The sequence below is a fragment of the Variovorax sp. Varisp46 genome, from assembly GCF_059491885.1.
Window position 1 is genome coordinate 4172110 of record NZ_CP168515.1, and the last position, 24167, is coordinate 4196276.

At 68.0% G+C, this 24167-nt stretch carries 27 protein-coding genes; 5 read left to right on the forward strand and 22 right to left on the reverse strand.

Annotated elements, in window-relative coordinates; all coding sequences use genetic code 11:
• Positions 1–25 precede the first annotated feature (25 nt).
• The 6 genes from pxpA to ACEN9N_RS19780 form a co-directional block, all read right to left on the reverse strand.
• Complete coding sequence (gene pxpA, locus ACEN9N_RS19755; RefSeq protein WP_495654352.1) at positions 26–766, reverse strand: 5-oxoprolinase subunit PxpA; 741 nt, start codon at positions 764–766, stop codon at positions 26–28.
• A 35-nt stretch (positions 767–801) separates the two neighbouring features.
• Positions 802–1800 carry a 5-oxoprolinase subunit C family protein gene (locus tag ACEN9N_RS19760; protein ID WP_495654353.1) on the reverse strand — a complete coding sequence of 333 codons (999 nt, stop codon included), beginning with the start codon at positions 1798–1800 and terminating at the stop codon, positions 802–804.
• Entirely contained in the window at positions 1797–2444 is a 648-nt protein-coding gene (pxpB, locus tag ACEN9N_RS19765; RefSeq protein ID WP_413314437.1) for a 5-oxoprolinase subunit PxpB, read from the reverse strand. Before pxpB ends, ACEN9N_RS19760 begins: the two co-directional genes overlap by 4 nt.
• Positions 2445–2591: 147 nt before the next feature.
• Positions 2592–3095: a pantetheine-phosphate adenylyltransferase gene (gene coaD, locus ACEN9N_RS19770; RefSeq protein WP_007836315.1), complete on the reverse strand. Its 504-nt coding sequence runs from the start codon at positions 3093–3095 to the stop codon at positions 2592–2594.
• A 43-nt stretch (positions 3096–3138) separates the two neighbouring features.
• On the reverse strand, positions 3139–3792 hold the full coding sequence (locus ACEN9N_RS19775; protein WP_007836316.1) for an RsmD family RNA methyltransferase: 654 nt from the start codon (positions 3790–3792) through the stop codon (positions 3139–3141).
• Between the two features lie 34 nt (positions 3793–3826).
• Positions 3827–4462, reverse strand: a complete 636-nt coding sequence (locus ACEN9N_RS19780; protein WP_495654354.1) for a LysE/ArgO family amino acid transporter — start codon at positions 4460–4462, stop codon at positions 3827–3829.
• Positions 4463–4537: 75 nt separating this feature from the next.
• On the opposite strand from ACEN9N_RS19780, the gene ACEN9N_RS19785 reads away from it, so the two are divergent.
• The gene (locus tag ACEN9N_RS19785) at positions 4538–5452 is read left to right on the forward strand and encodes a LysR family transcriptional regulator ArgP (protein WP_495654355.1); all 915 of its coding nucleotides are present in this window, start codon (positions 4538–4540) and stop codon (positions 5450–5452) included.
• A 4-nt stretch (positions 5453–5456) separates the two neighbouring features.
• On the opposite strand, the gene ACEN9N_RS19790 is transcribed toward ACEN9N_RS19785, so the two are convergent.
• Both ACEN9N_RS19790 and ACEN9N_RS19795 read right to left on the reverse strand, forming a co-directional pair.
• The gene (locus ACEN9N_RS19790) at positions 5457–6827 is read right to left on the reverse strand and encodes a M16 family metallopeptidase (RefSeq protein WP_413314392.1); all 1371 of its coding nucleotides are present in this window, start codon (positions 6825–6827) and stop codon (positions 5457–5459) included.
• Between the two features lie 18 nt (positions 6828–6845).
• Positions 6846–8285, reverse strand: coding sequence for a M16 family metallopeptidase (locus ACEN9N_RS19795; RefSeq protein WP_495654356.1), 1440 nt, complete (start codon positions 8283–8285; stop codon positions 6846–6848).
• A 29-nt stretch (positions 8286–8314) separates the two neighbouring features.
• Here ACEN9N_RS19795 and ftsY point away from each other — a divergent pair, with 29 nt between their 5' ends.
• Positions 8315–9523, forward strand: a complete 1209-nt coding sequence (gene ftsY / locus ACEN9N_RS19800) for a signal recognition particle-docking protein FtsY (protein ID WP_495654357.1) — start codon at positions 8315–8317, stop codon at positions 9521–9523.
• An 87-nt stretch (positions 9524–9610) separates the two neighbouring features.
• Here ftsY and ACEN9N_RS19805 read toward each other — a convergent pair whose 3' ends face one another.
• From ACEN9N_RS19805 to ACEN9N_RS19815, 3 genes are all read right to left on the reverse strand, one after another.
• A complete protein-coding gene (locus tag ACEN9N_RS19805; RefSeq protein WP_495654358.1) occupies positions 9611–10657 on the reverse strand; it encodes a hypothetical protein in 1047 nt (348 codons plus the stop codon).
• A 169-nt stretch (positions 10658–10826) separates the two neighbouring features.
• The gene (locus ACEN9N_RS19810) at positions 10827–12656 is read right to left on the reverse strand and encodes an ATP-binding response regulator (RefSeq protein ID WP_495656406.1); all 1830 of its coding nucleotides are present in this window, start codon (positions 12654–12656) and stop codon (positions 10827–10829) included.
• A 2-nt stretch (positions 12657–12658) separates the two neighbouring features.
• The gene (locus ACEN9N_RS19815; protein ID WP_495654359.1) at positions 12659–13378 is read right to left on the reverse strand and encodes a response regulator transcription factor; all 720 of its coding nucleotides are present in this window, start codon (positions 13376–13378) and stop codon (positions 12659–12661) included.
• A gap of 182 nt (positions 13379–13560) precedes the next feature.
• On the opposite strand from ACEN9N_RS19815, the gene ACEN9N_RS19820 reads away from it, so the two are divergent.
• Both ACEN9N_RS19820 and rpoH read left to right on the forward strand, forming a co-directional pair.
• Positions 13561–14025: an Mpo1 family 2-hydroxy fatty acid dioxygenase gene (locus ACEN9N_RS19820; protein ID WP_495654360.1), complete on the forward strand. Its 465-nt coding sequence runs from the start codon at positions 13561–13563 to the stop codon at positions 14023–14025.
• A 97-nt stretch (positions 14026–14122) separates the two neighbouring features.
• Positions 14123–15064, forward strand: coding sequence for an RNA polymerase sigma factor RpoH (gene rpoH / locus ACEN9N_RS19825; RefSeq protein ID WP_007836332.1), 942 nt, complete (start codon positions 14123–14125; stop codon positions 15062–15064).
• 43 nt (positions 15065–15107) lie between these two features.
• On the opposite strand, the gene ACEN9N_RS19830 is transcribed toward rpoH, so the two are convergent.
• From ACEN9N_RS19830 to ACEN9N_RS19855, 6 genes are read right to left on the reverse strand one after another with little or no spacing between them, the layout of a single operon-like run.
• A complete protein-coding gene (locus ACEN9N_RS19830) occupies positions 15108–15935 on the reverse strand; it encodes a DNA alkylation repair protein (protein ID WP_413314388.1) in 828 nt (275 codons plus the stop codon).
• A gap of 10 nt (positions 15936–15945) precedes the next feature.
• A complete protein-coding gene (locus ACEN9N_RS19835; RefSeq protein ID WP_007836335.1) occupies positions 15946–16563 on the reverse strand; it encodes an SCO family protein in 618 nt (205 codons plus the stop codon).
• Between the two features lie 10 nt (positions 16564–16573).
• Positions 16574–17479, reverse strand: coding sequence for a heme o synthase (gene cyoE, locus ACEN9N_RS19840; protein ID WP_413314387.1), 906 nt, complete (start codon positions 17477–17479; stop codon positions 16574–16576).
• Complete coding sequence (locus ACEN9N_RS19845) at positions 17476–18696, reverse strand: COX15/CtaA family protein (protein WP_007836346.1); 1221 nt, start codon at positions 18694–18696, stop codon at positions 17476–17478. The genes cyoE and ACEN9N_RS19845 overlap by 4 nt, the downstream gene beginning before the upstream one ends.
• A 17-nt stretch (positions 18697–18713) precedes the next feature.
• Positions 18714–19394 carry a redox-active disulfide-containing membrane protein gene (locus ACEN9N_RS19850; protein WP_007836347.1) on the reverse strand — a complete coding sequence of 227 codons (681 nt, stop codon included), beginning with the start codon at positions 19392–19394 and terminating at the stop codon, positions 18714–18716.
• The gene (locus ACEN9N_RS19855) at positions 19381–20232 is read right to left on the reverse strand and encodes an SURF1 family protein (protein ID WP_413314385.1); all 852 of its coding nucleotides are present in this window, start codon (positions 20230–20232) and stop codon (positions 19381–19383) included. Before ACEN9N_RS19855 ends, ACEN9N_RS19850 begins: the two co-directional genes overlap by 14 nt.
• Positions 20233–20259: 27 nt before the next feature.
• Between ACEN9N_RS19855 and ACEN9N_RS19860 the strand changes: the two genes are divergently transcribed.
• Positions 20260–20490 carry a twin transmembrane helix small protein gene (locus ACEN9N_RS19860; RefSeq protein ID WP_007836352.1) on the forward strand — a complete coding sequence of 77 codons (231 nt, stop codon included), beginning with the start codon at positions 20260–20262 and terminating at the stop codon, positions 20488–20490.
• 80 nt (positions 20491–20570) lie between these two features.
• Here the strand turns inward: ACEN9N_RS19860 and ACEN9N_RS19865 are convergent, their stop codons facing one another.
• From ACEN9N_RS19865 to ctaD, 5 genes are all read right to left on the reverse strand, one after another.
• Positions 20571–21452 carry a cytochrome c oxidase subunit 3 gene (locus ACEN9N_RS19865; RefSeq protein WP_007836354.1) on the reverse strand — a complete coding sequence of 294 codons (882 nt, stop codon included), beginning with the start codon at positions 21450–21452 and terminating at the stop codon, positions 20571–20573.
• A gap of 63 nt (positions 21453–21515) precedes the next feature.
• The gene (locus ACEN9N_RS19870; protein ID WP_007836356.1) at positions 21516–21731 is read right to left on the reverse strand and encodes a DUF2970 domain-containing protein; all 216 of its coding nucleotides are present in this window, start codon (positions 21729–21731) and stop codon (positions 21516–21518) included.
• Positions 21728–22354, reverse strand: coding sequence for a cytochrome c oxidase assembly protein (locus ACEN9N_RS19875; RefSeq protein ID WP_007836358.1), 627 nt, complete (start codon positions 22352–22354; stop codon positions 21728–21730). Before ACEN9N_RS19875 ends, ACEN9N_RS19870 begins: the two co-directional genes overlap by 4 nt.
• Positions 22355–22383: 29 nt before the next feature.
• A complete protein-coding gene (locus ACEN9N_RS19880) occupies positions 22384–22500 on the reverse strand; it encodes a cytochrome oxidase small assembly protein (protein WP_007836360.1) in 117 nt (38 codons plus the stop codon).
• Positions 22501–22514: 14 nt separating this feature from the next.
• On the reverse strand, positions 22515–24155 hold the full coding sequence (ctaD, locus tag ACEN9N_RS19885; RefSeq protein ID WP_007836362.1) for a cytochrome c oxidase subunit I: 1641 nt from the start codon (positions 24153–24155) through the stop codon (positions 22515–22517).
• Between the last annotated feature and the right edge of the window lie 12 nt (positions 24156–24167).

Below are 24167 nucleotides of genomic sequence, written 5' to 3' on the forward strand. Positions count from 1 at the left end.
GGCCTGGCGCTCGCGTCCGCGGCCGTCAGGCCAGCGCCCGGACGGCAATGCCTTCCTGCTTCAGCCGTTCGCGGATACGGCTCGCGAAGGCCAGCGCGTGGGCGCCGTCGCCATGCAGGCAGACGGTCTGCGCATTGACGGGCACGATGCTGCCGTCGATGGCGGTCACCCGGCGGTCGCGCACCAGCGAGAGCGTCTGCGCGATCGACTGCTCCTCGCTCTCGATCAGCGCGCCGGGCTGGCTGCGCGGCACGAGGCTGCCGTCGGGCATGTAGCCACGGTCGGCGAACACTTCCTCCACGGGCACGAGACCGGCGCGGCGGGCCGCGTCGATCATGTTGCTGCCCGCGAGGCCGAAGAACCTGAGCGATGGATCGAAGCGGCGCACGGCCTCGCACAGCGCCTCGGCGAGCTCGGGCTCCTTCACGGCCTGGTTGTAGAGCTGGCCGTGGGCCTTCACATGCGAGAGCCTGCCGCCCTCGGCCTTCACGATGGCCGCCAGCGCGCCCACCTGGTAGAGCACGTTGGCCACGATCTCGTCGGGCGGCAGGTGCATGGTGCTGCGGCCGAAGTTCTCGCGGTCGGGAAAACTGGGGTGGGCGCCGATGGCCACGCCGTTGCGCATCGCCCAGCGCACGCACTGCTGCATGGTCTTCGCGTCGCCTGCGTGCCAGCCGCAGGCGATGTTGGCGGAACTCACGAGCGCGAGCAGTGCTTCGTCGTTGCCGGCGCCTTCGCCGAGGTCGGCATTGAGGTCGATTTGCATGGTGGGCTTCCTCTTTTCGCGATTTCCCGCGAAGTCTATGTCGCGCTCGGCCAGCCTGCAGCGGCCAGACCCTGTGCCACCTGCGACAGGTAGCGCTGCTGCGCGGCCCATGCAGCCAGCGCCCTCGGCTGGTCGACCTGCACGAGGCGCAGTTGGCCGTTGAGCGGCGCCTGCGCGAGCTTCCAGAGGTCGGCGCGGATAACCACGCCGATGCGCGGATAGCCGCCTGTGGTCTGCGCATCGCCCATCAGGATGATCGGCTGGCCCGAGGGCGGCACCTGGATCGTGCCGGGAATCACGCCCGACGAGAGCATGTCGCCGCTGTGTTTGCGCTTGAGTTCGGCACCCGCGAGCCGACTGCCCATGCGGTTGCTCTGCGGCGTGATGCGCCAGCGCTCGCCCCACAGCAGCTCGCGCGAGGCCGGCGTGAACAGCTCGAACTCGGGACCGGGCAGCACGCGCAGGACGATGGCACCGTCGTCTTCGTCGGGGCCCCAGTCGGGACCGCGCAGGCCGAAGGCACGGCGTTCGCGTTGTGCCGCATCGAGAGAGGAGGCACCCGTCGGGAGCCGGTCGCCCTTGCGCAGCGCACGGCCTTCGAGGCCGCCGAAGCCGGCCTTGAGGTCGGTGCTGCGCGAGCCGAGGACCGGGGGCACGTCGATGCCGCCCGCCACCGCGAGCCAGCTGCGCAGGCCGGTCTTCTTGACGCCGGGCGCGTTGGCACCGGCGAGCCTGAGTGTCTGGCCGGCCGCGACCGGCACGCTCCAGCAGGGCCACAGCGGCACGCCGTCGAGGCTGGCGCCGAAGCCGTCACCGGTGAGGGCGATGCGCGTGGCGGCTTCGAACTGCAGCTCGCAGCCGCCCATCGTGAGTTCGAGGCCCGCCGCGCCGTCGGCATTGCCGACGAGCCGGTTGGCCAGCGTGAGCGACAGCATGTCGAGCGCGCCGCCCGGGCAGATGCCCAGCTGGCGATGGCCGTGCCGGCCCAGGTCCTGCACCGAGGCAAGTACGCCGGGCTTGCGTACGGCGATCATGCCTGCACGCTTTCTGCAACGAAGCGCACGCGGTCGCCAGGGCGCAGCAAGGTGGGCGGTTCGGCCGCCGGATCGAACAGCTCCAGCGGGGTGCGGCCGATCAGCTGCCAGCCGCCCGGCGACACCAGCGGATAGATGCCGGTCTGCTCGCCGCCGATGCCGACCGAGCGCGCGGGCACGGCGGTGCGCGGCTCGGCCCGGCGCGGCGTGGCCAGTTCGGGCGGCAACCCACCCATGAAGGCAAAGCCCGGCAGGAAGCCCAGCAGGTAGACGACGTACTCGGCGCCGCTGTGCCGCCGCACCACCTCGGCCGGCGTGAGGCCGGTGTGAGCCGCGACGTCGGCAAGGTCCGGCCCGTGCTCGCCGCCGTAAGCCACCGGGATCTCGACCAGCCGGCCTTCGACGGCACGGCTCGGCAGCCTGGGCCAGGCTTCGAGGACCTGCGCGGTGAGCGTGTCGAGATCCATCACCGTCGGGTCGAATGTGAGCGTGAGGTTGTTCATGCCCGGCAGCGTTTCGCCGACGCCCGGCCATTGCTGCGCCTGCCGGGCCAGCGCCCAGATGCGCTGCTGCTGCACCAGCGTGGCCGGCGCGGGCAGTTCGCACAGCAGCGCTGCATCGCCCAGCAGATGCAGGCGGGGCAAGGGGATGTCGCTCACCTCACGCCGGCCCGCAGTTCAGGCTGGACTTTTCGCGGAACACCGTGGAACCGGCTTTGCCGGGCCACCGGTGTTGCCTCCGGCGAGGGGGTTGGCGATGCGACACGAAGTGCACGCAGCCTGGGGGAGAGCCTATTCACGGCCGAGGCTGCGGACCTTGGCCGCCAGTTGCTGCCCCACATTGGGAGAGACGAACTTGTGGACTTCACCGCCGAGCATGGCGATTTCGCGCACGAAGGTGCTGGAGATGAACTGGTACTTGTCGCTGGGCGTCAGGAACACGGTCTCGACGTCGGGCATCAGCGAGCGGTTCATGCCGGCGAGCTGGAACTCGTAGTCGAAGTCGGTCACGGCACGCAGGCCGCGCACCATGGCCTTGCCGCCGCGCGCGACGACGAAGTCGCGCAGCAGGCCCGAGAAGCTCTCGACGGTGACCTGGTCGCTGTAGGGCTTCACGGCATCGCGGGCCATGTCCATGCGTTCGGAGAGCGTGAACAGCGCCTTCTTGTGGTGGCCCGCGGCGACCGCGACGATCACCTTGGAGAAGAGCTGGGTTGCGCGCCGCACCACGTCCTCGTGACCGAGGGTGATGGGATCGAAAGTGCCGGGGTAAACCGCGATCACGTTGCTGGCCATGGTTGCTTCTTCCTCATGCTGCCGGTGCGGCTTGTCCGGCGGATTATGCAGTCCTATCCGCCGCGCGCCGCAGCAGATGGGCATGAACGGCGCCGGCCTTGAGGTAACGAAAACCGACAAGGCCGAAGGCGGCAAGTTCTTCGTCGCTCCAGCGGCGCGGCGCTTCGAGGTACACCGAGCCGCCGTCACGCAGCGAGCGCGCGGCGGCGCGCAGCGCCGGCTCGTAGAGCGCCGTGCTGTCGAATGGCGGATCGAGGAACACGGCATCGAGGCTGCCGGCCGGCACCCGTTCGAGCGCGGTCACCCCGTTGCCGCGCTCGATGCGCACGGACTCGGCGGCCAGCTTGGTCTTCGTGGCCTGCAACTGGGCGGCCAGTGCGGCGTCCTGCTCGCACAGCAGCACGTTCGCGGCGCCGCGCGAGGCGGCCTCGAAGCCGAGCGCCCCGGTGCCCGCGAAGGCGTCGACGCACTGCCAGCCGGGCAGTTCGCCGCCACCGGCGCCGGCCAGGCTTGCGAGCCAGTTGAACAGCGTTTCGCGCACGCGGTCGGGCGTGGGGCGCAGGCCGGGCTTGTCGGCCACGGCGAGGCGGGTGCGCTTCCATTCGCCGCCGATGATGCGCACTTCGCTGGGCCGCGGCGGACGCTTGGGTGTAGCAGGTGCGGAAGGACGTTTGGCGGGGGCGGCTTTCTGGGGCATGCGGCGAGCTTAACGCCGCCGTCCGGGCACCTTCTCAGATGCCAGCCAGTGCGCGCCGCGCCAGCATGGCCGCCAGCACGAGCATGGTTCCGCCCACGAGTGCGTCGAACATCCGCCAGGCGCGCGGACGTGCGAACACCGGCGCGAGAAGCCTTGCGCCGAAGCCCAGCGAGGTGAACCACAATGCACTTGCCGTGGCCGCACCCGCCACGAACCACAGCTTGAGCAGCCCCGCGTACTGCGCCCCCGCGCTGCCCACGAGCAGCACCGTGTCGAGATAGACATGCGGGTTCAACAGCGTGAAGCCGGCCGCCTGCGCCACCACGGCCGCGCGCGACAGCGAAACGCCCCCCGCCGTGGCCCGCAGCGCGGCGGACCGGCGCGAACGCCAGAGTGCCTTCAGTCCGTAGCCGCAAAGAAACGCCGCGCCGAGCCCCGCGAGCACCGTGGCCAGCATCGGCCGCCCTTGCAGTGCCTGCGCCATGCCGGCCACCCCCGCGCCGATCAGCAGCGCGTCGCTGGCCGCGCAGAACAGCACCACCGCGCCCACGTGCTCGCGGCGCAAGCCCTGGCGCAGCACATAGGCGTTCTGCGCGCCGATGGCGACGATGAGGACCAGGCTCATGAAGAGCCCATTGGCGAAGGCGGTGGTGGCGTGTACGGCTTGCATGCTTCGAGCTTGCCGCTGGATGCAAGTTAACTCAAACTAAACTTTCTAACGCAAGTTCAGTTTCTCTTCATCACTATGCTCGACTACGCCGCCCTGAACGCCCTTGCCGCCGTCGTGCGCGAAGGCAGCTTCGAACGCGCCGCCCGCGCCCTGAACGTCACGCCCTCGGCGGTGTCGCAGCGCATCAAACAGCTGGAGGAACGCACCGGCGGCGCGCTGCTTGTGCGCGGCCAGCCCTGCGTCGCAACGCAGGCCGGGCTGCAGCTGTGCCGGCATGTCGAACGCGTGGGCATGCTGGAGCACGAGCTGCGCGATGCCCTGCCTGCCCTCGGCATGGCCGGCGACAAGGCGGGCGGCGAGCGCGTCACGGTGCGGGTGGCCGTCAACGCCGACAGCCTTGCGACCTGGTTCATGGTGGCTGCCGCGGCCTTCGCCGCGCAGGAGCCGGCCGCGCTGCTCGACCTCATGGTGGACGACCAGGACCACACGGCCGAACGGCTGCGCAGCGGCGCGGTGCTCGCGGCCGTCACCGCGCTGGCCCAGCCGGTGGCGGGCTGCAACAGCGAAGCGCTCGGCACGATGCACTACGTGGCGGCGGCCAGCCCCGCGTTCGTGCGCGAGTATTTCGCCAAGGGCGTGGGCGCCCGCACGCTGGCGAGCGCGCCGAGCCTGGTGTTCGACCGCAAGGACAGGCTGCAGGCACGCTGGGTGCGCCGCATCTGCCACCGCAACGTGGAGACGCCGCGCCACTGGATTCCCTCGCCCAATGCCTTCGTCGAGGCGGCGTGCGCGGGCATGGGCTGGGGCATGCATCCGGCCAGCATGGTGGCCGATGCCATTCGCGAGGGAAAACTGGTGGAGCTGGTGCCCGGCTCGACGCTGCCGGTGCCGCTCTACTGGCAGCAGGCGCGCGCAGTGCCGCGGCTGCTCGAAAGGCTGGGAGCGGCGGTGCGCGCAGCCGCCCGCCGTGGCCCGCACGCCCTGGCGTGACCGGCTACGGCTGCGCCTTGGCGGTCTTGGCGTCCTTGCCGCCCACCACCACCGTCACCATGCGCTCGGGCTGCAGCTTGCGCTGGAAGGCCGCCTTGACGTCGGCCGCCGTGACCGCGTTCATGCGCGCGGTCCAGGTGTCGAGATAATCAAGCGGGAGGTCGTGCCAGGCGATGTTGGCGACGTTGCCGATGAGCTTGCGGTTGCTGTCCAGCAGCAGCGGAAAACCGCCGATCAGGTTGTCCTTCGCGGCCTTGAGTTCGCTGGCGGTCGGGCCCTCGGCCACGAACCTGGCGACCACTTCGCGCGACATCTTCACCGCCTCCTCGGCCTGGTCGGGCCGGGTCTGGAAGCCGACGCGGAAGGCGCCCGCATCGAGCCCCGGCGCGAAGCCGCTGTAGATGCTGTAGGTCAGGCCGCGCTTCTCGCGCACCTCGTTCATCAGGCGCGAGACAAAACCGCCGCCGCCGAGCACGTAGTTGCCCAGCGTGAGGGCGAAGTGGTCCGGGTCCTTGCGCGGATAGCCGGGCTGGCCGACGAAGACGTGGGCCTGGGCCGAGTCGAAGGGAATGCGCTCGTCCTTCGGCGCTGCCAGCGCGGCCACCGGCGCGATGGCCGGCAGCGGTGTGCAGGACTCTGACGCCGGGAGCCGCGACAGCAGCGTGGTCGCCAGCGTCTCGGCTTCGACGCGCGTGACGGCACCCACGATGCTGAGCTTGGCGCGGCACGGCACGATGAGCTGCTGGTAGCGCTGGCGCATGGCGGCGATGTCGATGCGCGCCAGTGTCTCTTCCGTCACTTCCTGCCCGTAGGGATGCACGCCGTACACCGCGTGCGCGAAGGCGCGGCCCGCAATGGTCGCGGGCTTGGTGTTGGCTTCCTTGATGGCCGCGTTGATGCGTTCGCGTTCGCGCTGCCAAACGTCGTCCGGAAAGGCAGGTTCGCCGATCTCGCGCGACGCCAGCGCGACCGCCTTGTTCAGTAGCGCGGGATCGGACAGCGTGCGCAGCGAGTAGCTGGTGCGGTCGGTGCCCGCGCTCACGTCGAAGCTGGCGCCCAGATCGGCCCAGGCTTCGCCCAGCGCGTTCTGGTCGAGCGCCGGTTCGCCGCCCTTGCCGGCGCGCACGCCCTTCTCCACCATGGTCGCGGTGGCGCTGGCCAGGCCGGCCTGCGCCGCGGGGTCGCGGCGGCTGCCGGCGTCGAAATCGACCTGCATGTCGACGATCGGCAGCGCGTTGGTCGACACGAGGTAGATCTTCGCGCCGTTGGCCAGCGTCCATTGCTGGATGGGCAGCGCGGCCTGCGCGCTGGTGATGCCCATGAGGGCCGCGCCTGCGAACAGGGCGCATTGCGCGATCTTCTTGAGAGTTTTCATGGAATCGGGACCTGTCTTTCAGCGCATTTCGCCTGCGGGCGCCGCGAAGCCGCGGCCGCGTGGCTTGGCTTCGGGCGGCAGGGGGCGCAGCGTGGCGACCGTGAGCTGGTCGTCGCCGAAATACTTGGCGGCCACCGCCTGCACCTGGGCAGCCGTGACGGATTGCAGCCGGGCGACGATGCGCTCGCTCGCGTCGAGCGGCAGGCCCTGGATCCAGTTGCTGCCGAGTTCGCGCGCCTGGGCCATCACCGAGTCGCGCTTGTAGGTCTCGCTCGCCACCCACTGGGTCTTGACGCGGGCCAGCTCGGCTTCGCCCACGCCGTCCCTGGCGACGCGCGCGACCTGCGCGCGCAGTGCGGCCTCGACCGTCTCGGCGCTCTTGCCGGCGGCCGGCACGCCGTCGAGCATGAAGAGCTGCGGGCCGCGGCCGATGAATCCCGAATAGGCACCCGCCGAATCGGCGACACGGTCGGGGCCTTGGGTCAGGGCGCGGTCGAGCCGGGCGCCGGCGTAGCCGTCGAGCACGGCCGACAGCACCACCAGCGCCCAGGCATCGCTGTTCGCGTCGTCGATGTTGGCGAGCTGCGGTATGCGAAAGGCCAGCGACACATACGCCTGCTCGGCTGGTGCCTTCAGTTCGATGCGGCGGATGCCGCGCTGCGCCGGCTCGGTGCGCGGCTTGCGCGCTGGCACGGCGCGAGAGGGAATGCGGCCGTAGTACTTCTCGGCCATGGCGCGCACCTGGGCCACGTCGACATCGCCGGCCACCACGAGCACGGCGTTGGCGGGCACGTACCAGCGCTTGAGGAAGGCGCGTGCGTCCTCGGGCGTCATGGCGTCGAGGTCGCTCATCCAGCCGACCACGGGGCGGTGGTAAGGCGAGGCGGTGAAGACGGCGGCGTTCTGCTGCTCGCCGAGCAGCGCGCGCGGCTGGTCTTCGGTGCGCAGGCGGCGCTCTTCCTTGACGACCTCGATCTCGCGCTTGAACTCGTCGTCGGGCCACTGGTTGTTGGCGAAGCGGTCCGATTCGAGCTTCATCACCTGCTCGAGGCTGCCGACCGGAATCTGTTGGTAGTAGCCGGTGTAGTCGCGGGTGGTGAAGGCGTTTTCCTGGCCACCGAGGGCCGCCACGCGGCGCGAGAACTCGCCGGGCTTGATGTCCTTGGTGCCCTTGAACATCATGTGTTCGAGCGCATGCGCCACGCCCGAGGTGCCGTCGACCTCGTCCATCGAGCCCACGCGGACCCATACCATCTGCACCGCCGTGGGCGAGCGCCGGTCGGGCTGGACGATCAGCGTCATGCCGTTGGCAAGCGTGAATTGCCGGGGGCCGGGCGCGGCTGCTGCGGCGGCGGGAGTCGAATCAGTCTGGGCCTGCGCAGGCATGGCCCATGGCGCCAGAAGCGCCATCGCCAGCACCGCACCAGACGCAGCACGGCGTGGCGGGAGGTGTTTCATAGAATGGGTCGGATTGTAAAAAGCTCCCGATGTTCAGTTTCTTCAAGAAAAAACCGCCTGCCGAGACCCCCGGTACGCCGGCTGCCAACCCGCCGGCCGCGCCGGCGCCCGCCCCGGAGCCCGCACCGGCACGCTCCGTGTTCTCGCCTTCGAGCTGGTTTGGTTCGAAGCCGGCGGCTGAAGAAACGCCTCCTGCGCCCCCGCCTGCAACGCCACCCGTGCCGTCCCCGGCGCCTGCGCCCATTGCCGCGCCGCCGGTCGTGGCGGCGCCCATACCGGTCCCCGCACCCGCACCGACTCCTGCGCCAGCGCCAGCGATCGAAGCCGCCGTCGCCACCGAACGCAAGGGCTGGTTCGACAAGCTCAAGACCGGCCTGCGCAAGACCGGCACCGGCATCCAGGCCGTGTTCGTCAACGCGCAGATCGACGACGCGCTGTACGAAGAGCTCGAATCCGCCCTGCTGATGGCCGACACCGGCGTGAAGGCGACCGAGTACCTGCTCGACGACCTGCGCGGCCGCGTCAAGCGCCAGATGGCCACCGACGCGGCGCAGGTCAAGGTGCTGCTGGCCGAGGCCATCGCCGACCTGCTCCGTCCGCTCGAGAAACCACTGGTCATCGGCCGGTTCACGCCCACCGTCATCATGGTGGCCGGCGTCAACGGCGCGGGCAAGACCACCTCCATCGGCAAGCTCACCAAGCACTTGGCCGACGAAGGCGCCTCGGTGCTGCTGGCCGCGGCCGACACGTTCAGGGCGGCGGCGCGCGAGCAGCTGCTGGTCTGGGCCGACCGCAACACGGTCGAGATCGTCAGCAACGAGGGCGGCGACCCGTCGGCCGTGAGCTTCGATGCGGTGAACGCCGGCAAGGCGCGCGGCAAGGACGTGGTGCTCGTCGACACGGCCGGCCGGCTGCCGACGCAGCTGCACCTGATGGACGAGCTCAAGAAGATCAAGCGCGTCGTCACCAAGGCCGACGCCACGGCGCCGCACGAGGTGCTGCTCGTGATCGACGGCAACACCGGGCAGAACGCGCTCGCACAGGTCAAGGCCTTCGACGAGACACTGGGCCTGACTGGCCTCGTCGTGACCAAGCTCGACGGCACTGCGAAGGGCGGCGTGCTGTGCGCCATTGCGCGCGAACGGCCGATTCCGGTTTATTTCATCGGCGTGGGCGAGAAGCTCGAAGACCTCGAGACCTTCAACGCCCGCGAATTCGCGCAGGCGCTTCTCGGATAGGAAGGAAAAAGCGGCCCCTGCTTGCGCCGGGGCCGCTTTCGCTTTCTATTTTTTCTCTCCCTTGCTCCCTGACCGGCTGCTGGAGGTTCAGAGGCCGAACAGCGACACCGGAACGCACAGCGAGCCGGTTGCGCAGTTGAGCGGCTTGAAATAGAGCGTCTTGATCGCGCCGCTGGGCAGCCCGATGCCGCCGACCAGCCCACCGCCCTTGGCGCCTTCGGTGTTGGCCTGCTGAATGAAGGCCGTGCTGCCGGGCTGGGGTTCCAGCGTGTAGAAGCTGAAGGTGGCCGACTGCGACAAGTCCTTCGCGTAGATCACGCCCCCGCCGTCGCCGAACAGGTACTCGGTGCGAGAGCGGAAGCCGCGCCCACCGCGCTCGTTGAGCTGGGCCAGGTAGGCGGTGTCGTTGCCGGCGATGTCGCCGATCTCGTAGGCATAGGTGGCGCCGGCGGCCGCATTCCTCTCGTAGATCGACACGGCACTGGGATCGCCCACGAGGAACGCGGGCGCCACGTTGTAGAAGCCCTCCGCGCCCTGCCCGTTGGCCTGGGCCAGGAACCCCGCCTTGTTCGCGGACAGCGGTTCGATCCGGTAGCTGAAGACGCCCGGCGCGCCGTTGTTCTTCCGATAGGTGTAGAACTGGTCGCCGTTGATGATGTACGAACCCACCCACTGAAAACCGCGCGCGCCGACTTCATTGGCCTGGGTCAGGAAGGCGGCGTTGTTCGCTGTGATCGGATGGAGCTCGTAGCTGTAGGTGGTGTCGGCGTCGCGCACGTAGCCCTCGACCTGTTCGGCGGTGGTTGGGCTGGTCGTGAAGGCGAAGCCGCTCAGGAAGCGGAAACCGCGTGCGCCCTGCGCATTGAGGTTGGCGGCGAATGCCCCGCGGTCGCCTGCCAGCGGCAGTGCCTCATACATGAAGGTGCGCGTGGCCGGCACGGGAGCCGGCGCTGGCGGCGCGGGAGGCGGTGGTGCCGCAGGCGCAGGCGCAGGTGGTGGCGGGGGTGGCGTGCCGCCGTCACCGGGCAGCAGCGGAAATCCGCCGCCACCGCCTGCGCCTCCACCACCACCGCATGCGACCAGGGCAAGTGTGCCCGCCACTGCAAGCGCGGCCGCCGCTCGTTTGAATTTCATTGAAGAACCTCCGCTGTCGATTGTTCGAATTGCACCGCTGCGGCCGGGACTGGCATGCCGCAGGGGGACTCCATCGAAGGTAGGGCGAGAGGTTGACTCTCGCCAGTGCCGAAAGTCATTGCATTCGCGGGTCGGGTGCGCGAAGCGGCCTCAGTGCATGGCGATGGATTCAGGCGGCAGGGCGCAGCGGCTGCTTCGCCGTGACGAGCTCCGCCATGGCCTGGAGCAGCGATGCTGCGACCACCGGCTTGAACAGGACCGGCACCCTCGATTCGCGCACGCGCTGCAGCCGATCGGGCGAGGTTTCTCCGGTGATCAGCAGCAGCGGCACTCCGGCGCTGCCGCCCTGCCCCTGGCTCAATCGCAGGCCCGCGTCGAGCCCATCGGCACCGTCGGCCAGGCGGTAATCGCACAGCAGGAGATCGAAGGGACGGCCCTCGCCGATCGCCTGCCGCAGGGCGGCGGCAGCGCCAGCCTCGTCCGCTACGGCATGGGCGTCGATGGCATGGGAACGCAGCAGGCCGGTCATGGCTTCGCGGATTTCGAGTTCGTCGTCCAGCAGCAGCACGCGGCTGGGCAGGACCGGCGCGGGGCTGCTGCGCTTCTCGGTGGTCGCTCCGGTCATGGCGGCCGGTGCCGGCACCCCTGCCACCGCGCGCTCCGCCGCACTCACGGCCGGCACCACCACGCGAAAGTGCGTGCCCCGCCCCAGCCGCGAACGCATCTGCACCGGATGCCGGAGCAGCAGCGACAGCCGCTGCACGATCGACAGCCCAATGCCGAGCCCCCGCGAGCGGTCGCGGCCCGGATTGTTGATCTGGTAGAACTCCTCGAAGATCCGGCCGGACTGCTCGGGCGCGATGCCGATGCCGCTGTCGCGCACCTCGATCCACACCGCTTCGCCGCGCTCGCGGGCCGTGACGGTCACGCCGCCCCGTGCGGTGTACTTGAGCGCGTTGTCCATCAGGTTCGACAGCATGCGATGCAGCAGCTGCGGGTCGCTGTGCACCCACAGGCCGCTGGCGCGCACGCGCAGCTGCAGCTGCTTCTGTTCGGCCCGTGCCGCAAAGGTGTGATTGAGCGGCAGGAACAGCGAGTCGAGCTGCACCGGCTGCGGCACGGGCGTGATCACACCGGCGTCGAGGCGCGAGACGTCGAGCATGGTGTCGAGCGAAGCGCCCAGCGCGTTCACCGCGCGCATCAGGCGCTCGGCGTTGCGGCTTTCGGGGCGGCCGCGCAATTCGTTCTCGAGTGCGGCGCCGAACAGCGCGATGGCGTGCAGCGGCTGGCGCAGGTCATGGCTGGCGGCGCCGAGAAAGCGCGTTTTTTCTTCGCTCGCGCGCTCGGTCGCGGCGATCTGCTCGCCGAGCCGCGCGGCCAGCGCCTCGTTCTCGAAGCGCAGCATGAGCGATTCGGTCAGGAGCTTGTGCTGGCCGATGCCCGCGCGCAGCGTCAGCAGCAGGTAGGCCGCGCCGGCCGCAGCCAGGAAAAGATGCAGGCCGTCGCCCTGCCACGCCAGCGCCGTGAGCAGGCCCAGCGACATGGGCAGCGTGTAGCCGAACAGCGCGGCCTTCAGCGGCCACAGCGACTGTGCGGCGCGAGAGCAACTGCCCACGACGACGGCCATCAGCAGCGAGGTCATCGGCAGGTTGTCGTACGGGACGATGAGCCAGGGCACCACCGCCGTGACCATGCTGACGAGTGTGACCATGCGCGAAATCTTGCGGGCCCAGTACGCGCTTTCGCGCGCTGGGCGCGAGGGGTTCCATCGCGGCGTGAAGAAGACGTAGACATCGACCATCAGCAGACCGGCCAGCCAGAACAGCAGGTTCGGGTTCTTCAGCTGCGAATAGATGATGGCGCCGAACACCACCACGAAGGCCATGTGGGTCAACGTCGAAGTGCGGTAGGTGTCGTAGACCGAGGCGACGTGCTCGCGCAGCACGCGCTGGGCGAGAGCGTGGTCGGCTGGCGGGTCGTTCGGCGCGACGGACTGCACGCTCAATGCAGGGTGCTGATCAACTGGGCGCGGGAACGCATGCCGAACAGCAGCAGGATGGTCGAGACATGGTTCTTCACCGTGCCCTCGCTCAGGTTTGCGAGCTGTGCGATTTCCTTGTTGGCCTTGCCTTCGAGCACCCATTGCAGCACCTGCATCTGCCGCGGCGTGAGCTCCCGCCAGGCGCTGGCGTGCGCGAACTCCGCATAGCCGGCGAGCGATTTGGGCATTGGCGGGGGCGGCAGTTCCGCCGCGTCGGGCGAAGCTGGATCGAGCAGGCCACAGGCGCGGATGAAGCTCACCACCTCCTTCAGGTCGGCCGACTTCGGCAGGAAGGCGGCAGCGCCCAGCGCGAGCACGCCCTGCGCCAGCGTGCTGCTGCCGGTGCCCGAGAGCACCACGATGCGCGCGGCCGGAAAGCGCCGGCGGAACTCCGCCAGCCCGCTCAGGCCGTGCGTGTCGGGCAACGCGAGATCGAGCAGCACCAGGCCGATGGAGGCCTGGTGGGTTTCGTACAGCGCGATCGCATCGGCGGCGTTGGCAGCCTCGAAGACTTCGATGCTCACGCCGGACGAGGCAGCCTGCGCCTGCACCAGCGCGCAGACGCCCAGACGCAGCAGGTCGTGGTCGTCCACGACAAGGATCGCCCCGGGTGCACGGGTGGAGGCGCCGGCCTCCGCGGCCGGTGACAGAGATGCGGATGGAGAGTCGAAGGACGGCACGTGCTGATCTTAGCGACGGGGCCTTTTGGCGACAGTGCACAAAGTCACGGCGTGCACGGCAGCCGTGGTTCCTGATGCTACATTTTTTATAGCAATTTCATGACGGGCGCGCTTGCCATCGGGCTTTGCCATGGGCACCATCGAATATCTCGCCGCATCCCACGGCGTCCCGGAGACCCGCCATGACGCACACCGCCGCCGCCGCCCTTGGATCGAGCGACCGCAAGGTCGACCGGCTGCTCGCCCATTACGAGGAGAGCCACCGCCATCCGACCAACGAACTGATCCATTTCGTGGCCATCCCGGCCATCATGCTGAGCATCGTCGGCTTGCTGTTCGCGCTCCATCCCTGGGTGGCCTACGGTTTCGTGGCCGCCAGCCTCGTCTACTACGCCTTGCTGCGCTCGCCGGCCTTCCTGCTGGCCATGCTCGCCCTGACCGCACTGGCCTTGGCGCTGGTGCATGCGATGGGCGGACTTGCATTGCCGATTTCAGCCGCTATCTTTGTGGTGGCCTGGATCTTCCAGTTCGTGGGCCACAAGATCGAGGGCAAGAAACCTTCGTTCTTCGAAGACCTCCAATATCTCTGGGTCGGACCGTTGTTCGTGCTGTCCAAGCTTTTCCTAAAGCTGGGGGTACGCTGGTAGCCCTGCTCTATCACGGCGATAGAAATTCAAGGGAACCCTTGGTTTAGCACTCCCTCTAATCGAGTGCTAATATGGCCCACACAAAGGAGTTTCCCTGATGACAACGCTGTCTGGAGTCTCTGCCAACCAGCTGGCCGTCGCCAACCCATGGTCGATGGTTCCCCCGCTGGGCAACCTGGACGCCTACATTTCGGCCGCCAACCGCCTGCCGCTGCTCACGCTTGAAGAAGAGCAGGGCTTCGCACGCAAGCTGCGCGACCACAACGACCTCGAATCCGCCGGCGCGCTGGTGCTGTCGCACCTGCGCCTCGTGGTGTCCATTTCCCGCCAATACCTGGGCTACGGGCTGCCGCACGGCGACCTGATCCAGGAAGGCAACGTCGGCCTCATGAAGGCCGTGAAGCGCTTCGACCCCGACCAGGGCGTCCGGCTCGTGAGCTACGCCATGCACTGGATCAAGGCCGAGATCCACGAGTACATCCTGAAGAACTGGCGCATGGTCAAGGTCGCGACGACCAAGGCGCAGCGCAAGCTGTTCTTCAACCTGCGCTCGATGAAGCAAGGCTTCAAGGCCGACTCGGCCGCGGCCGACAACGGCACGCACCGCGAGACGCTGAGCCCCGACGAGGTGTCGCAGATGGCGACCCGGCTGAACGTCAAGCCCGAGGAAGTGCTCGAGATGGAAACCCGCCTGTCGGGCGGCGACGTCATGCTCGATCCGGGCCCCTCCGACGACGGCGACGAAGCCTTCGGCCCGATCGCCTATTTGGCCGACGCCACGCAGGAACCGACCGCCCTGCTCGAATCGCAGCAGCGCGACCGCCTGTCGAGCGACGGCATCGCCACCGCACTCGAAGCGCTGGACGACCGCAGCCGCCGCATCGTGGAAGAGCGCTGGCTCAAGGTCAACGACGACGGCTCGGGTGGCATGACGCTGCACGACCTGGCCGCGGTGTACGGCGTGAGTGCCGAGCGCATCCGCCAGATCGAGGTCGCGGCCATGAAGAAGATGAAGAAGGCGCTCGCGGACTACGCGTAAGCCTTGTCCCTCCAGAAGAAAGCCCGGCACTCCCGGGCTTTCTTCATTTGGAGAGCGTTCGCAGCGCCCGCTTCGCGATGTAGCGGGTTTCGGCCGTGTCCGACTCTGCCACCCACCGCGCGCAGAGCTTGTCGACCCACTCGCCCTGGCTCTTGCTTGCGTCGTTGAGCCAGTTGGCGACCGAGTTCTGCACGTAGCGGCTGGGGTCGGCGCGCAGCGGCTCGATCAGCGGCAACGCCCGCCACGGCTCGGTCTTGAGCGCATCGATCTGCGCGCACCACACGCCGCGCGGCCGCGTGAGTTCGCTCGCAAAGCGGCGGATGTTGGGGTCGGCATCGGAGACCCACGGCTGCAGCAGCGCAAGCGCTTCGTCGAGCGACGCGATGACCTCGTCGCGCACCGCCATCCAGGCGATCTCGCGCACGCCGAAATGCGGATCGGCGGCGAAGCGGCGCACCGCCTCCAGCTGCGCCGCCAGCGGCAGGCCCGACAACGCGACCCATTGCGCGGCCCAGCAGCGGGCCACGTCGCTCGCGTGCGTGGCCAGCCGGTGCGCGACAGCGTCACGCTCGCCGTGCAGTGCCGCCATGTCGTAGAGCGCACGCGCGATGTGCCCGTGCCGCTGCATGGGCTTGAAAGCGCTCAGCATCGCGAGTGTGTCGACCAGCCGCTCGCCCTGCGCGTCGAGCCCGATGTGCCCCGCCACGCTGCGCGCCAGCCGGGGCAGCTCCAGCGCCATGAATTCGTTGAGGTTGACGGTTTCGAGCAGCCCGTCGTTGAGTGCGCTGAGCACCTCGGGCGGGATCAGCGCGATGCGGAAGGCGCCCTTGCGCCCTTTCAGGTGCTCGACCGAGTCCACGGCGGCCAACAAGCGGTCTTCCTCAGGAAGCCAGCAGCGTCTTCAGGTCCGACACCATCGACGGCACGCCCGCGCCATAACGCGCATAGAGCCGCAGCCGCCCCTGCGTGTCGTAGACATAGCTGGCGGCCGAGTGGTCCATCGAATAGCTGGTGGGCGTCTTGCCGTCGACCTTCTTGTAGTAGACCTTGTAGTCCTTCGCGACAGCGGCCAGCTCGTCGGGCGTGGGGATCAGCGCGACGAAGCTCGGGTCGAACGCGCCCATGTAGGCCTTGAGCACCTCTGCCGTGTCGCGCGCCGGATCGACCGTGACGAACAGCACCTGCAGCCTGTCGCCGTCCTTGCCGAGCTGCTGCTTGACCTGCGCCATCTCGGTCATGGTGGTCGGGCAGACGTCGGGGCATTGCGCATAGCCGAAGAACAGCACGACCACCTTGCCCTTGAAGTCGGCCATGGTGCGGACCTTGCCGTCGGCGTCCTTCAGCGAGAAGTCCTTGGCGTAGTCCGCGCCTGTGATGTCGACGGCGTTGAAGTTCTGCCGGGCCTCGCCGCAGCCCGCAAGGCCCAGGCCCAGGGCAGCGGCCACGCCCACCCAGCCGGCGCCCGTGGCCATCAGTCGAAGAGCGTTGCGCTTGTTCATGAAGACTTGGTCAGTGAAGGTAGTGATCGACGAGCAGCGCCAGGAACAGCACGCTCAGGTGGATCAGCGAGAAGCGGAAGGTCTTGCGCGCCAGCGCGTCGGAATAGTTGCGCCACAACGCGAACGCATAACCGGTGAAGCCGGCACTCACCGCGACGGCCACCGCCAGGTAGAGCCAGCCGCTCATGCCGTAGATGAAGGGCATCATGCAGGCCGCGAACAGAATGAAGGTGTACAACAGCACCTGCAGCCGCGTGAACTCGTTGCCATGCGTGACCGGCAGCATCGGCAGGCCGGCCTTGCGGTAGTCCTCCACGCGGTAGAGCGCCAGCGCCCAGAAGTGTGGCGGCGTCCACAGGAAGATGATGAGGAAAAGAATCCAGGCCCCGGGGTCGAGGGATCCCGTCATCGCGGCCCAGCCCAGCACCGGCGGCATGGCGCCCGACGCGCCGCCGATCACGATGTTCTGTGGCGTCAGCGGCTTGAGGATCACGGTGTAGATCACCGCGTAGCCGACGAAGGTGGCGAAGGTGAGCCACATGGTGAGCGGATTGACCGTGAACCACAGCAGCGCCGAACCCGCCGCGCACAGCAGCGCCGAGAAAACCAGCGCCTGCCTGTCGCTGAGTTCGCCGCGCGCCGTGGGACGCCACGCGGTGCGCTTCATCTTGGCGTCGATGCCCTTCTCGACGAGGCAATTGAACGCGGCAGCGGCACCGGCCACCAGCCAGATGCCAATGCAGGCCAGCACCGCGCGCTGTACGTCGGCCCACGAAGGCAGACCGGGGACGGCCAGCACCATGCCGATCAGCGCGCAGAACACGATCAGCTGCACCACGCGCGGCTTGGTCAGCGCGTAGAACTGGCGCAGCACGTTCGCGGTGCTGGTTTGCTGAACGGGGATCGGGGTGCTCACGCGGCGGCCTTCCTCTGGCTATTGTTGTTGGCGGACGCATTGTCACCGGCACGCACGATCAGCGCCGCGGGATCGCGCCGGCTCTCGCACAGCGCCCAGGTAAGCACCACGGCGAGCGCAGCGGCGCCGCCGGTGTGCAGCACCGCCGCGGCCAGCGGCCAGCCCAGCAGCACGTTGCCAAGACCCGTGGCGAGCTGAAGCAGCGCCAGCCCCGCGAGCCAGCGCGCCTGTGGACGCAACGCCGCGATGCGGCGCAGGTGCCATGCGAGCACGCCGAGCGCGACGAACACCGCATAGGCCATCAACCGATGCGCATAGTGGATGGCGGTGAGCGCGGAAAAATCGAGCGGTTGGCCCTCGCCGGTCACACCGAGGTGGCGCCAGATCTCGAAGCCTTGCGCGAAGTTCATGGCCGGCCACCAGCTGTCCTGGCAGATGGGGAACTGCGTGCAGGCCAGCACCGCATAGTTGGTGCTGACCCAGCCGCCGAGCGCGATCTGAAGCCCCAGCAGCACGGTGGTCGCAATGAGCCCGTTGCGCAGTGCAGGCGCTACGGCGGTGGGCAGCCGCTGCGCAGCCGTCTGCCGGTAGTGCACGGCCTGGATGCAGAGCAGCGCCAGCAACACCACGGCACCGAGCAGATGCAGCGTGACGATGGCGGGGAAGAGCTTCCAAGTCACCGTGAGTGCACCGAAGGCGCCCTGCAGGCAGACCCAGACCAGGGTAAATGCCGGCCACCACGCGCTGAGCGTGGCGTGGTGCTCGCCGTCTTTCGACGGCGGCGGCGCGCGGCGCTGGCGACGGCGCGCGATCCAGGTGGCACCCGCGAGCGTGAGGATCAGCACGCCGACACCCGTTGCCAGATAGCGGTGGACCATCTCCACCCATGCCTTGCTGTGCGTGACGGGGCCGGTCGGCTGCGCGGCCTGCGCCATCGCGATCTCATGGCGCGCGCCGGCCGGGCTGGCGTTGCCGTAGCAGCCGGGCCAATCGGGGCAGCCCAGGCCGGAGTCGGTGAGCCGCGTGAAGGCGCCGAACAGCGTGAGATCGAAGGTGAGGAACAGCGTGAGCACGGTCAGCGCATGCAGCCGCCGCGCCGGGCCTGCACCCGCGTTGCGCCGCCAGACCCACACCAGCGGGCCAAGCGCGATCAGGACGCCCGCGGCCATGAGCCAGGCGATGGGCGTCAGATCGTAGAGCGAGGTGGTCGTGTCCATGGGCAAGTCGGAGGCGGTCAGCGGCCCGGTTCGTCCCACGACGCCGAGGCGCGCAGCAGGCGGTCGAGGTCGCGCTTGGCGCGGCTGGCACCGGCCGCGTCCATGCGGGCGGGGAAACGCATCATCCAGTTGCCCATCGGATCGACCACGTAGAGGTGTTCGGCCAGCGAGTGGCCCGGCATGGGAGCAAGCCACTTGGCCAGCTGGTCGGCCGGCACGCGCAGCACCGTCGCGCCATGCAGGCCGTTGTTCAGGCGCTCGGGCACGGGCGCGGCGTCGCTCACGAGCCAGACACGGTCCATGCGGTCTTTCTCGCGGCCCAGGCTCTCGCGCAGCTGGCGCTGCAGGTAGAGCTGCTGCTCGCAAAGCGCGTCGCAGGCTGCATCGGCCACGGCCACCAGCAGCCACTGACCCTTGAGCGTGGCGATGTCCACCGGCGCACCATTGCGGTCGGTGGCCGTCAGCTTCGGCAGCTCGCGCTGCGGCTCGACCAGTTCGCCGTAGACGCTGCGGCCTTCGGGCCGGATCACGTAGTAGGTGAAGTACGAGGCAATGACGGGCGCCGCGCACATCAGCATCACGGCGATCATCTTCCAGCGCCCCATGACCGTGCGCCGGCCTTCCGCGCCGTCGAGCGCCTGGTTGGGCGACGGCATCGAATGCACCGTCAGGCCCAGCGGCTCGTCAGAAGCGGCCATCGCGCGCGCGGCGCCTCGAGCGGCGGAGGGGTGTGATGAATTGGAACCAGACATAGAGGATGACGACGAGGGCCGACAGGCCGAACCACTGGAATGCGTAACCGTAGTGCCTCTCCAGGCCCAGCGCCGGGGCCGGCCAGTCGCGCTGCAGGCCCTCGGAAGCCGGTCCGCTCTGCTGCAGCGACACGTCGGTGCGCAGCGGCAGCTTGGTTTCGGCGCGGAAGGCTTCCAGGTCGAGATTTTGCCGGATGGGCGAATACCCCTCGGCGGCCGATGCCGGAGCGGCCGGTGCGGAGGCCGCCGGGGCAGGCGCCGAAGCAGCCGCGGCCGGTGCGGAGGCGGGGGTGCCCAATTCCAGCAGATGGCTCGGCGGCGGCTCGACCAGGCCCGTGACCTCGACGATGCCGGCGGGCGTCTCGACCGCGCCCAGCCGCGTGCGGTCGACGAAATTTCGCTGGATCCAGCCGCGTTGCACCATCACCGTCTGTTCGGTGCCTTCCAGGGCGAAGGGCGTCAGCACGTAGAAGCCTGGCGTGCCGTGCATCTGGCGGTTGTCGAGAAATACGGTCTGCGGCGTCAGCCACAGGCCGCGCAGGCGCACCGGGCGATGCATCGCGTCGGAGGGCTTCTCCATCGCCAGGAACTCGGCCTGAGTCAGCGCCGGCTTCAGCTTCTGGGCCTCGATGTCGGCCTGCAGCGCTTCTTTCTGCGCGGCGCGCGACAACTGCCAGCGGCCCAGTGAAACGGTGGCTGCCACCGTCAGCACGGCAGCGATGGTGATGAGCCAGAAACGGCCCGGCCGGCGCCGGTCTTCGGAATACAGGGGTTCTGGAGTCACTGGAGGGAACGGGGCGTGCGGCCGATAATGTGGGTCATGAAATATTTCGTCGCCCTGGTGTTCCTGGGCATCTTCGCGAGCCTCGCGTTTGCCCTGTTCTTCATGCTGAAGGACGGGCGCAATGGGCGCGCCAAGAGCGGCGGCATGGCGCGCGCGCTCACCGTTCGGATCGGCCTCTCGGTGTTTTTGTTCCTCTGCCTGCTGCTGGCCTGGAAACTCGGCTACATCCAGCCCACCGGGCTCCCAGTCGGCAAGTAGATGGTGCTCGTTCCACGAGAACCATGAAAAAGGCGCCTTGCGGCGCCTTTTTTCTGGAATGCCGGGACGAGGTTCTTCGCTCAAAGCCAATAGACCAGCATGTAGAGGCCGAGCCAGACCACGTCCACGAAGTGCCAGTACCAGGCCGCGCCCTCGAAGCCGAAGTGACGTTCCGGCGTGAAGTGGCCCTTGCGCAGGCGCAGCGTGATGAACAGCAGCATCAGCATGCCGATGAACACGTGCAGGCCGTGGAAGCCGGTCAGCATGAAGAAGGTCGAACCGTAGGTGCCCGAGCTGAGCTTGAGGTTCAGCTCGGTGTACAGGTGGTGGTACTCGTAGCCCTGCACACTCAGGAAGATCAGGCCGAGCAGCACGGTCAGCCACATGAAGCGGATCGTCTGTGCGCGGTGGCCGGCACGCAATGCGTGGTGGGCAATGGTGAGCGTCACGCCCGAACTCAGCAGCAGCGCGGTGTTGATCGTCGGCAGCCAGAACGGGCCAACGGTCTGGAAGGGCTCGACGATGCCGGCCGGCGAGCCGGTGGCGCCGGCGGCGGCACTGGGCCACACGGCCTTGAAGTCGGGCCAGAGGATCGCGTTGTCCAGGCCGCCGAGCGACGGCAGCGCGTGGGTGCGGGCCCACCAAAGCGCCGTGAAGAACGCGCCGAAGAACATCACTTCCGAGAAGATGAACCAGCTCATGCTCCAGCGGAACGAGAGGTCGACCTTGTGGCCGTACTGGCCGCTCTCGCTTTCGCCGATGGCGGCGCGGAACCACACGAACAGCGTGCCGAGCCAGACCACCATGCCGGCCAGCAGGGACCATGCGCCCCACTCGTGGCCGTTGATCCATTGCGCGGCGCCCAGGATCACGAAGAACAGGCCGATCGCGGCCGAAACCGGATACGCCGATGGTCCGGGCACGAAGTAGTAGGGCGTGGTGCCGTGGGTGGTTGAACTCATATCAGCTCCTGGCTTTCTTTCTTCTCTCGATTCAATGGATTCTGCTTGTCGCGGGTTTCACCGTCAGGCTGCTGCGACCACGTGGCGCACCAGCAGCACCAGCCCGACCACGAAGACGATCACGGCAACGAACGCCACCGCGATGATGTGCAGCGGATTCAGCTTGCCCAGGTCTTCCTGGTAGGCGCTGTTCTTGCGAACGCCGAAGAACGACCAGCCCACCGCCTTCACCGTGTCCCACAGCGAAGCCTTCGGCCGGTTTGACGAGGGATCGGTCACGAGCGCGGCTCATCGGAAGTCCTGGAAACGGCGGCCACCGGTGCCGCAGGCGTCTTGCCGCCCACCTCGAAGAAGGTATACGACAGCGTGATGGTCTTCACGTCCTTGGAAATCTTGGGATCGATCACGAACGCGACCGGCCACTGCTTCTTCTCGCCCGGATCGAGCGTGTACTGGTTGAAGCAGAAGCACTCGAGCTTGTTGAAATAGGGTGCAGCCTGCTGCGGCGCGTAGCTCGGGATGGCCTGTGCGGCCATGCGGCGGTTCTGCACGTTCTGGAATTCGTACATCACCGTGTTGAGCTGGCCGGGGTGCACCTGGATAGTCCGCTCCGCGGGCTTGAAGTCCCAGAGGCCGCCGCGCACGTTGGAGTCGAACTCGACCGTGATGGTGCGGGTCATGTCGACCTGCGTGTTGTCGGGCACGCGCACGTTCTTGCCGCCGCTGGCACCGCCCGGCACCTCGAGCTCGGAGAGCGCGAGGATGTTGATGCCGGTCATTTCGCAGATCGCGCGGTACATCGGCACCAGCGCATAGCCGAAGGCGAACATGCCGCAAGCCACGACGGCCAGCTTGCCGACCATGCGCACGTTGGCGCGGCGAATGCGTTGGCCGAGGCTCATGGTGCGTGCTGCTCCCGTTCGGTTGGCGGTCAGCGGCCGCTGAAGAAGACCATGCGGACGATGAAGCCGATGAAGAAGATCACCGCGATGGAGGCCAGCGTGAGCCCCATGCGTCGGTTGTTCTTTCTTTGTTCAGGCGTCGTCATCGTCGTGCGGCCTGTCAGCCGATCACCTTGGTGGCGGTCGCGTCGAGCTTGGGCGGGGTCTCGAAGGTGTGGAACGGCGCCGGCGACGGCACTTCCCACTCGAGGCCTTCAGCGGCTTCCCATGGCTTCTGCGAAGCCTTCTCACCCTTGCCGCGCATGGTGGGCAGCACGATGAAAAGGAAGAAATACAGCTGAGCGAAACCGAAGAAGAAGGCACCGACCGACGCCAGGGCGTTGAAGTCTGCGAACTGCATCGGGTAGTCGGCGTAGCGTCGCGGCATGCCGGCAAGGCCCAGGAAGTGCATCGGGAAGAAGGTCACATTGAACGAGATCAGCGACCACCAGAAGTGCACCTTGCCGCGCGTTTCGTTGTACATCACGCCGGTCCACTTGGGCACCCAGTAGTAGAAGCCCGAGAACATGGCGAACAGCGAGCCGGCCACCAGCACGTAGTGGAAGTGGGCCACCACGTAGTAGGTGTCCTGCAGCTGCGTGTCGATCGGTGCGACCGCGAGGATCAGGCCGGTGAAGCCACCCATCGTGAACACGAAGATGAAGCCGACGGCGAACAGCATGGGCGTCTCGAAGGTCATCGAGCCCTGCCACATCGTCGCGATCCAGTTGAAGATCTTCACCGCCGTGGGCACCGCGATGAGCATGGTCGCGTACATGAAGAACAGCTGGCCGGTGAGCGGCATGCCGGTCGTGAACATGTGGTGCGCCCACACGATGAACGACAGGATGGCGATCGACGAGGTGGCGTACACCATCGAGGCGTAGCCGAACAGGCGCTTGCGGGCGAAGGCCGGCACCACCTGGCTGATGATGCCGAAGGCCGGCAAGATCATGATGTAGACCTCGGGGTGGCCGAAGAACCAGAAGATGTGCTGGTACATCACCGGGTCGCCGCCGCCGGCGGGGTTGAAGAAGCTGGTGCCGAAGTGGCGGTCGGTCAGCGTCATCGTGATGGCGCCTGCGAGCACGGGCATCACCGCGATCAGCAGGTAGGCGGTGATGAGCCAGGTCCAGCAGAACATCGGCATCTTCATCAGCGTCATGCCGGGGGCGCGCATGTTGAGGATGGTCACGATGATGTTGATCGAGCCCATGATCGACGAGGCACCCATGATGTGCATCGCGAAGATGCCGGCGTCCATCGAGGGGCCCATCTGCAGCGTGAGCGGCGCGTAGAGCGTCCAGCCGGCAGCGGGTGCGCCGCCGGGCATGAAGAACGAACCGACCAGCATCAGCGCCGCGGGAATCAGCAGCCAGAAGCTGAAGTTGTTCATGCGCGCGAACGCCATGTCGGAGGCGCCCACCTGCAGCGGGATCATCCAGTTCGCGAAGCCCACGAAGGCCGGCATGATGGCGCCGAACACCATGATCAGGCCGTGCATGGTGGTGAACTGGTTGAACAGCTCGGGGTTCACCAATTGCAGGCCGGGCTGGAACAGCTCGGCGCGGATCAGCAGCGCGAGCACGCCCCCCACCATCAGCATGGTGAAGCTGAACAGCAGGTAGAGCGTGCCGATGTCCTTGTGGTTGGTCGCGAAGACCCAGCGGCGCCAGCCGGTGGGCGCGTGGTGATCGTGATGCTCGTCGTGTGCGTGGTCGCCGTGGGCGGCGTGACCGTGGGGGTCGAGGACTGCACTCATTTCGTTGTTCCT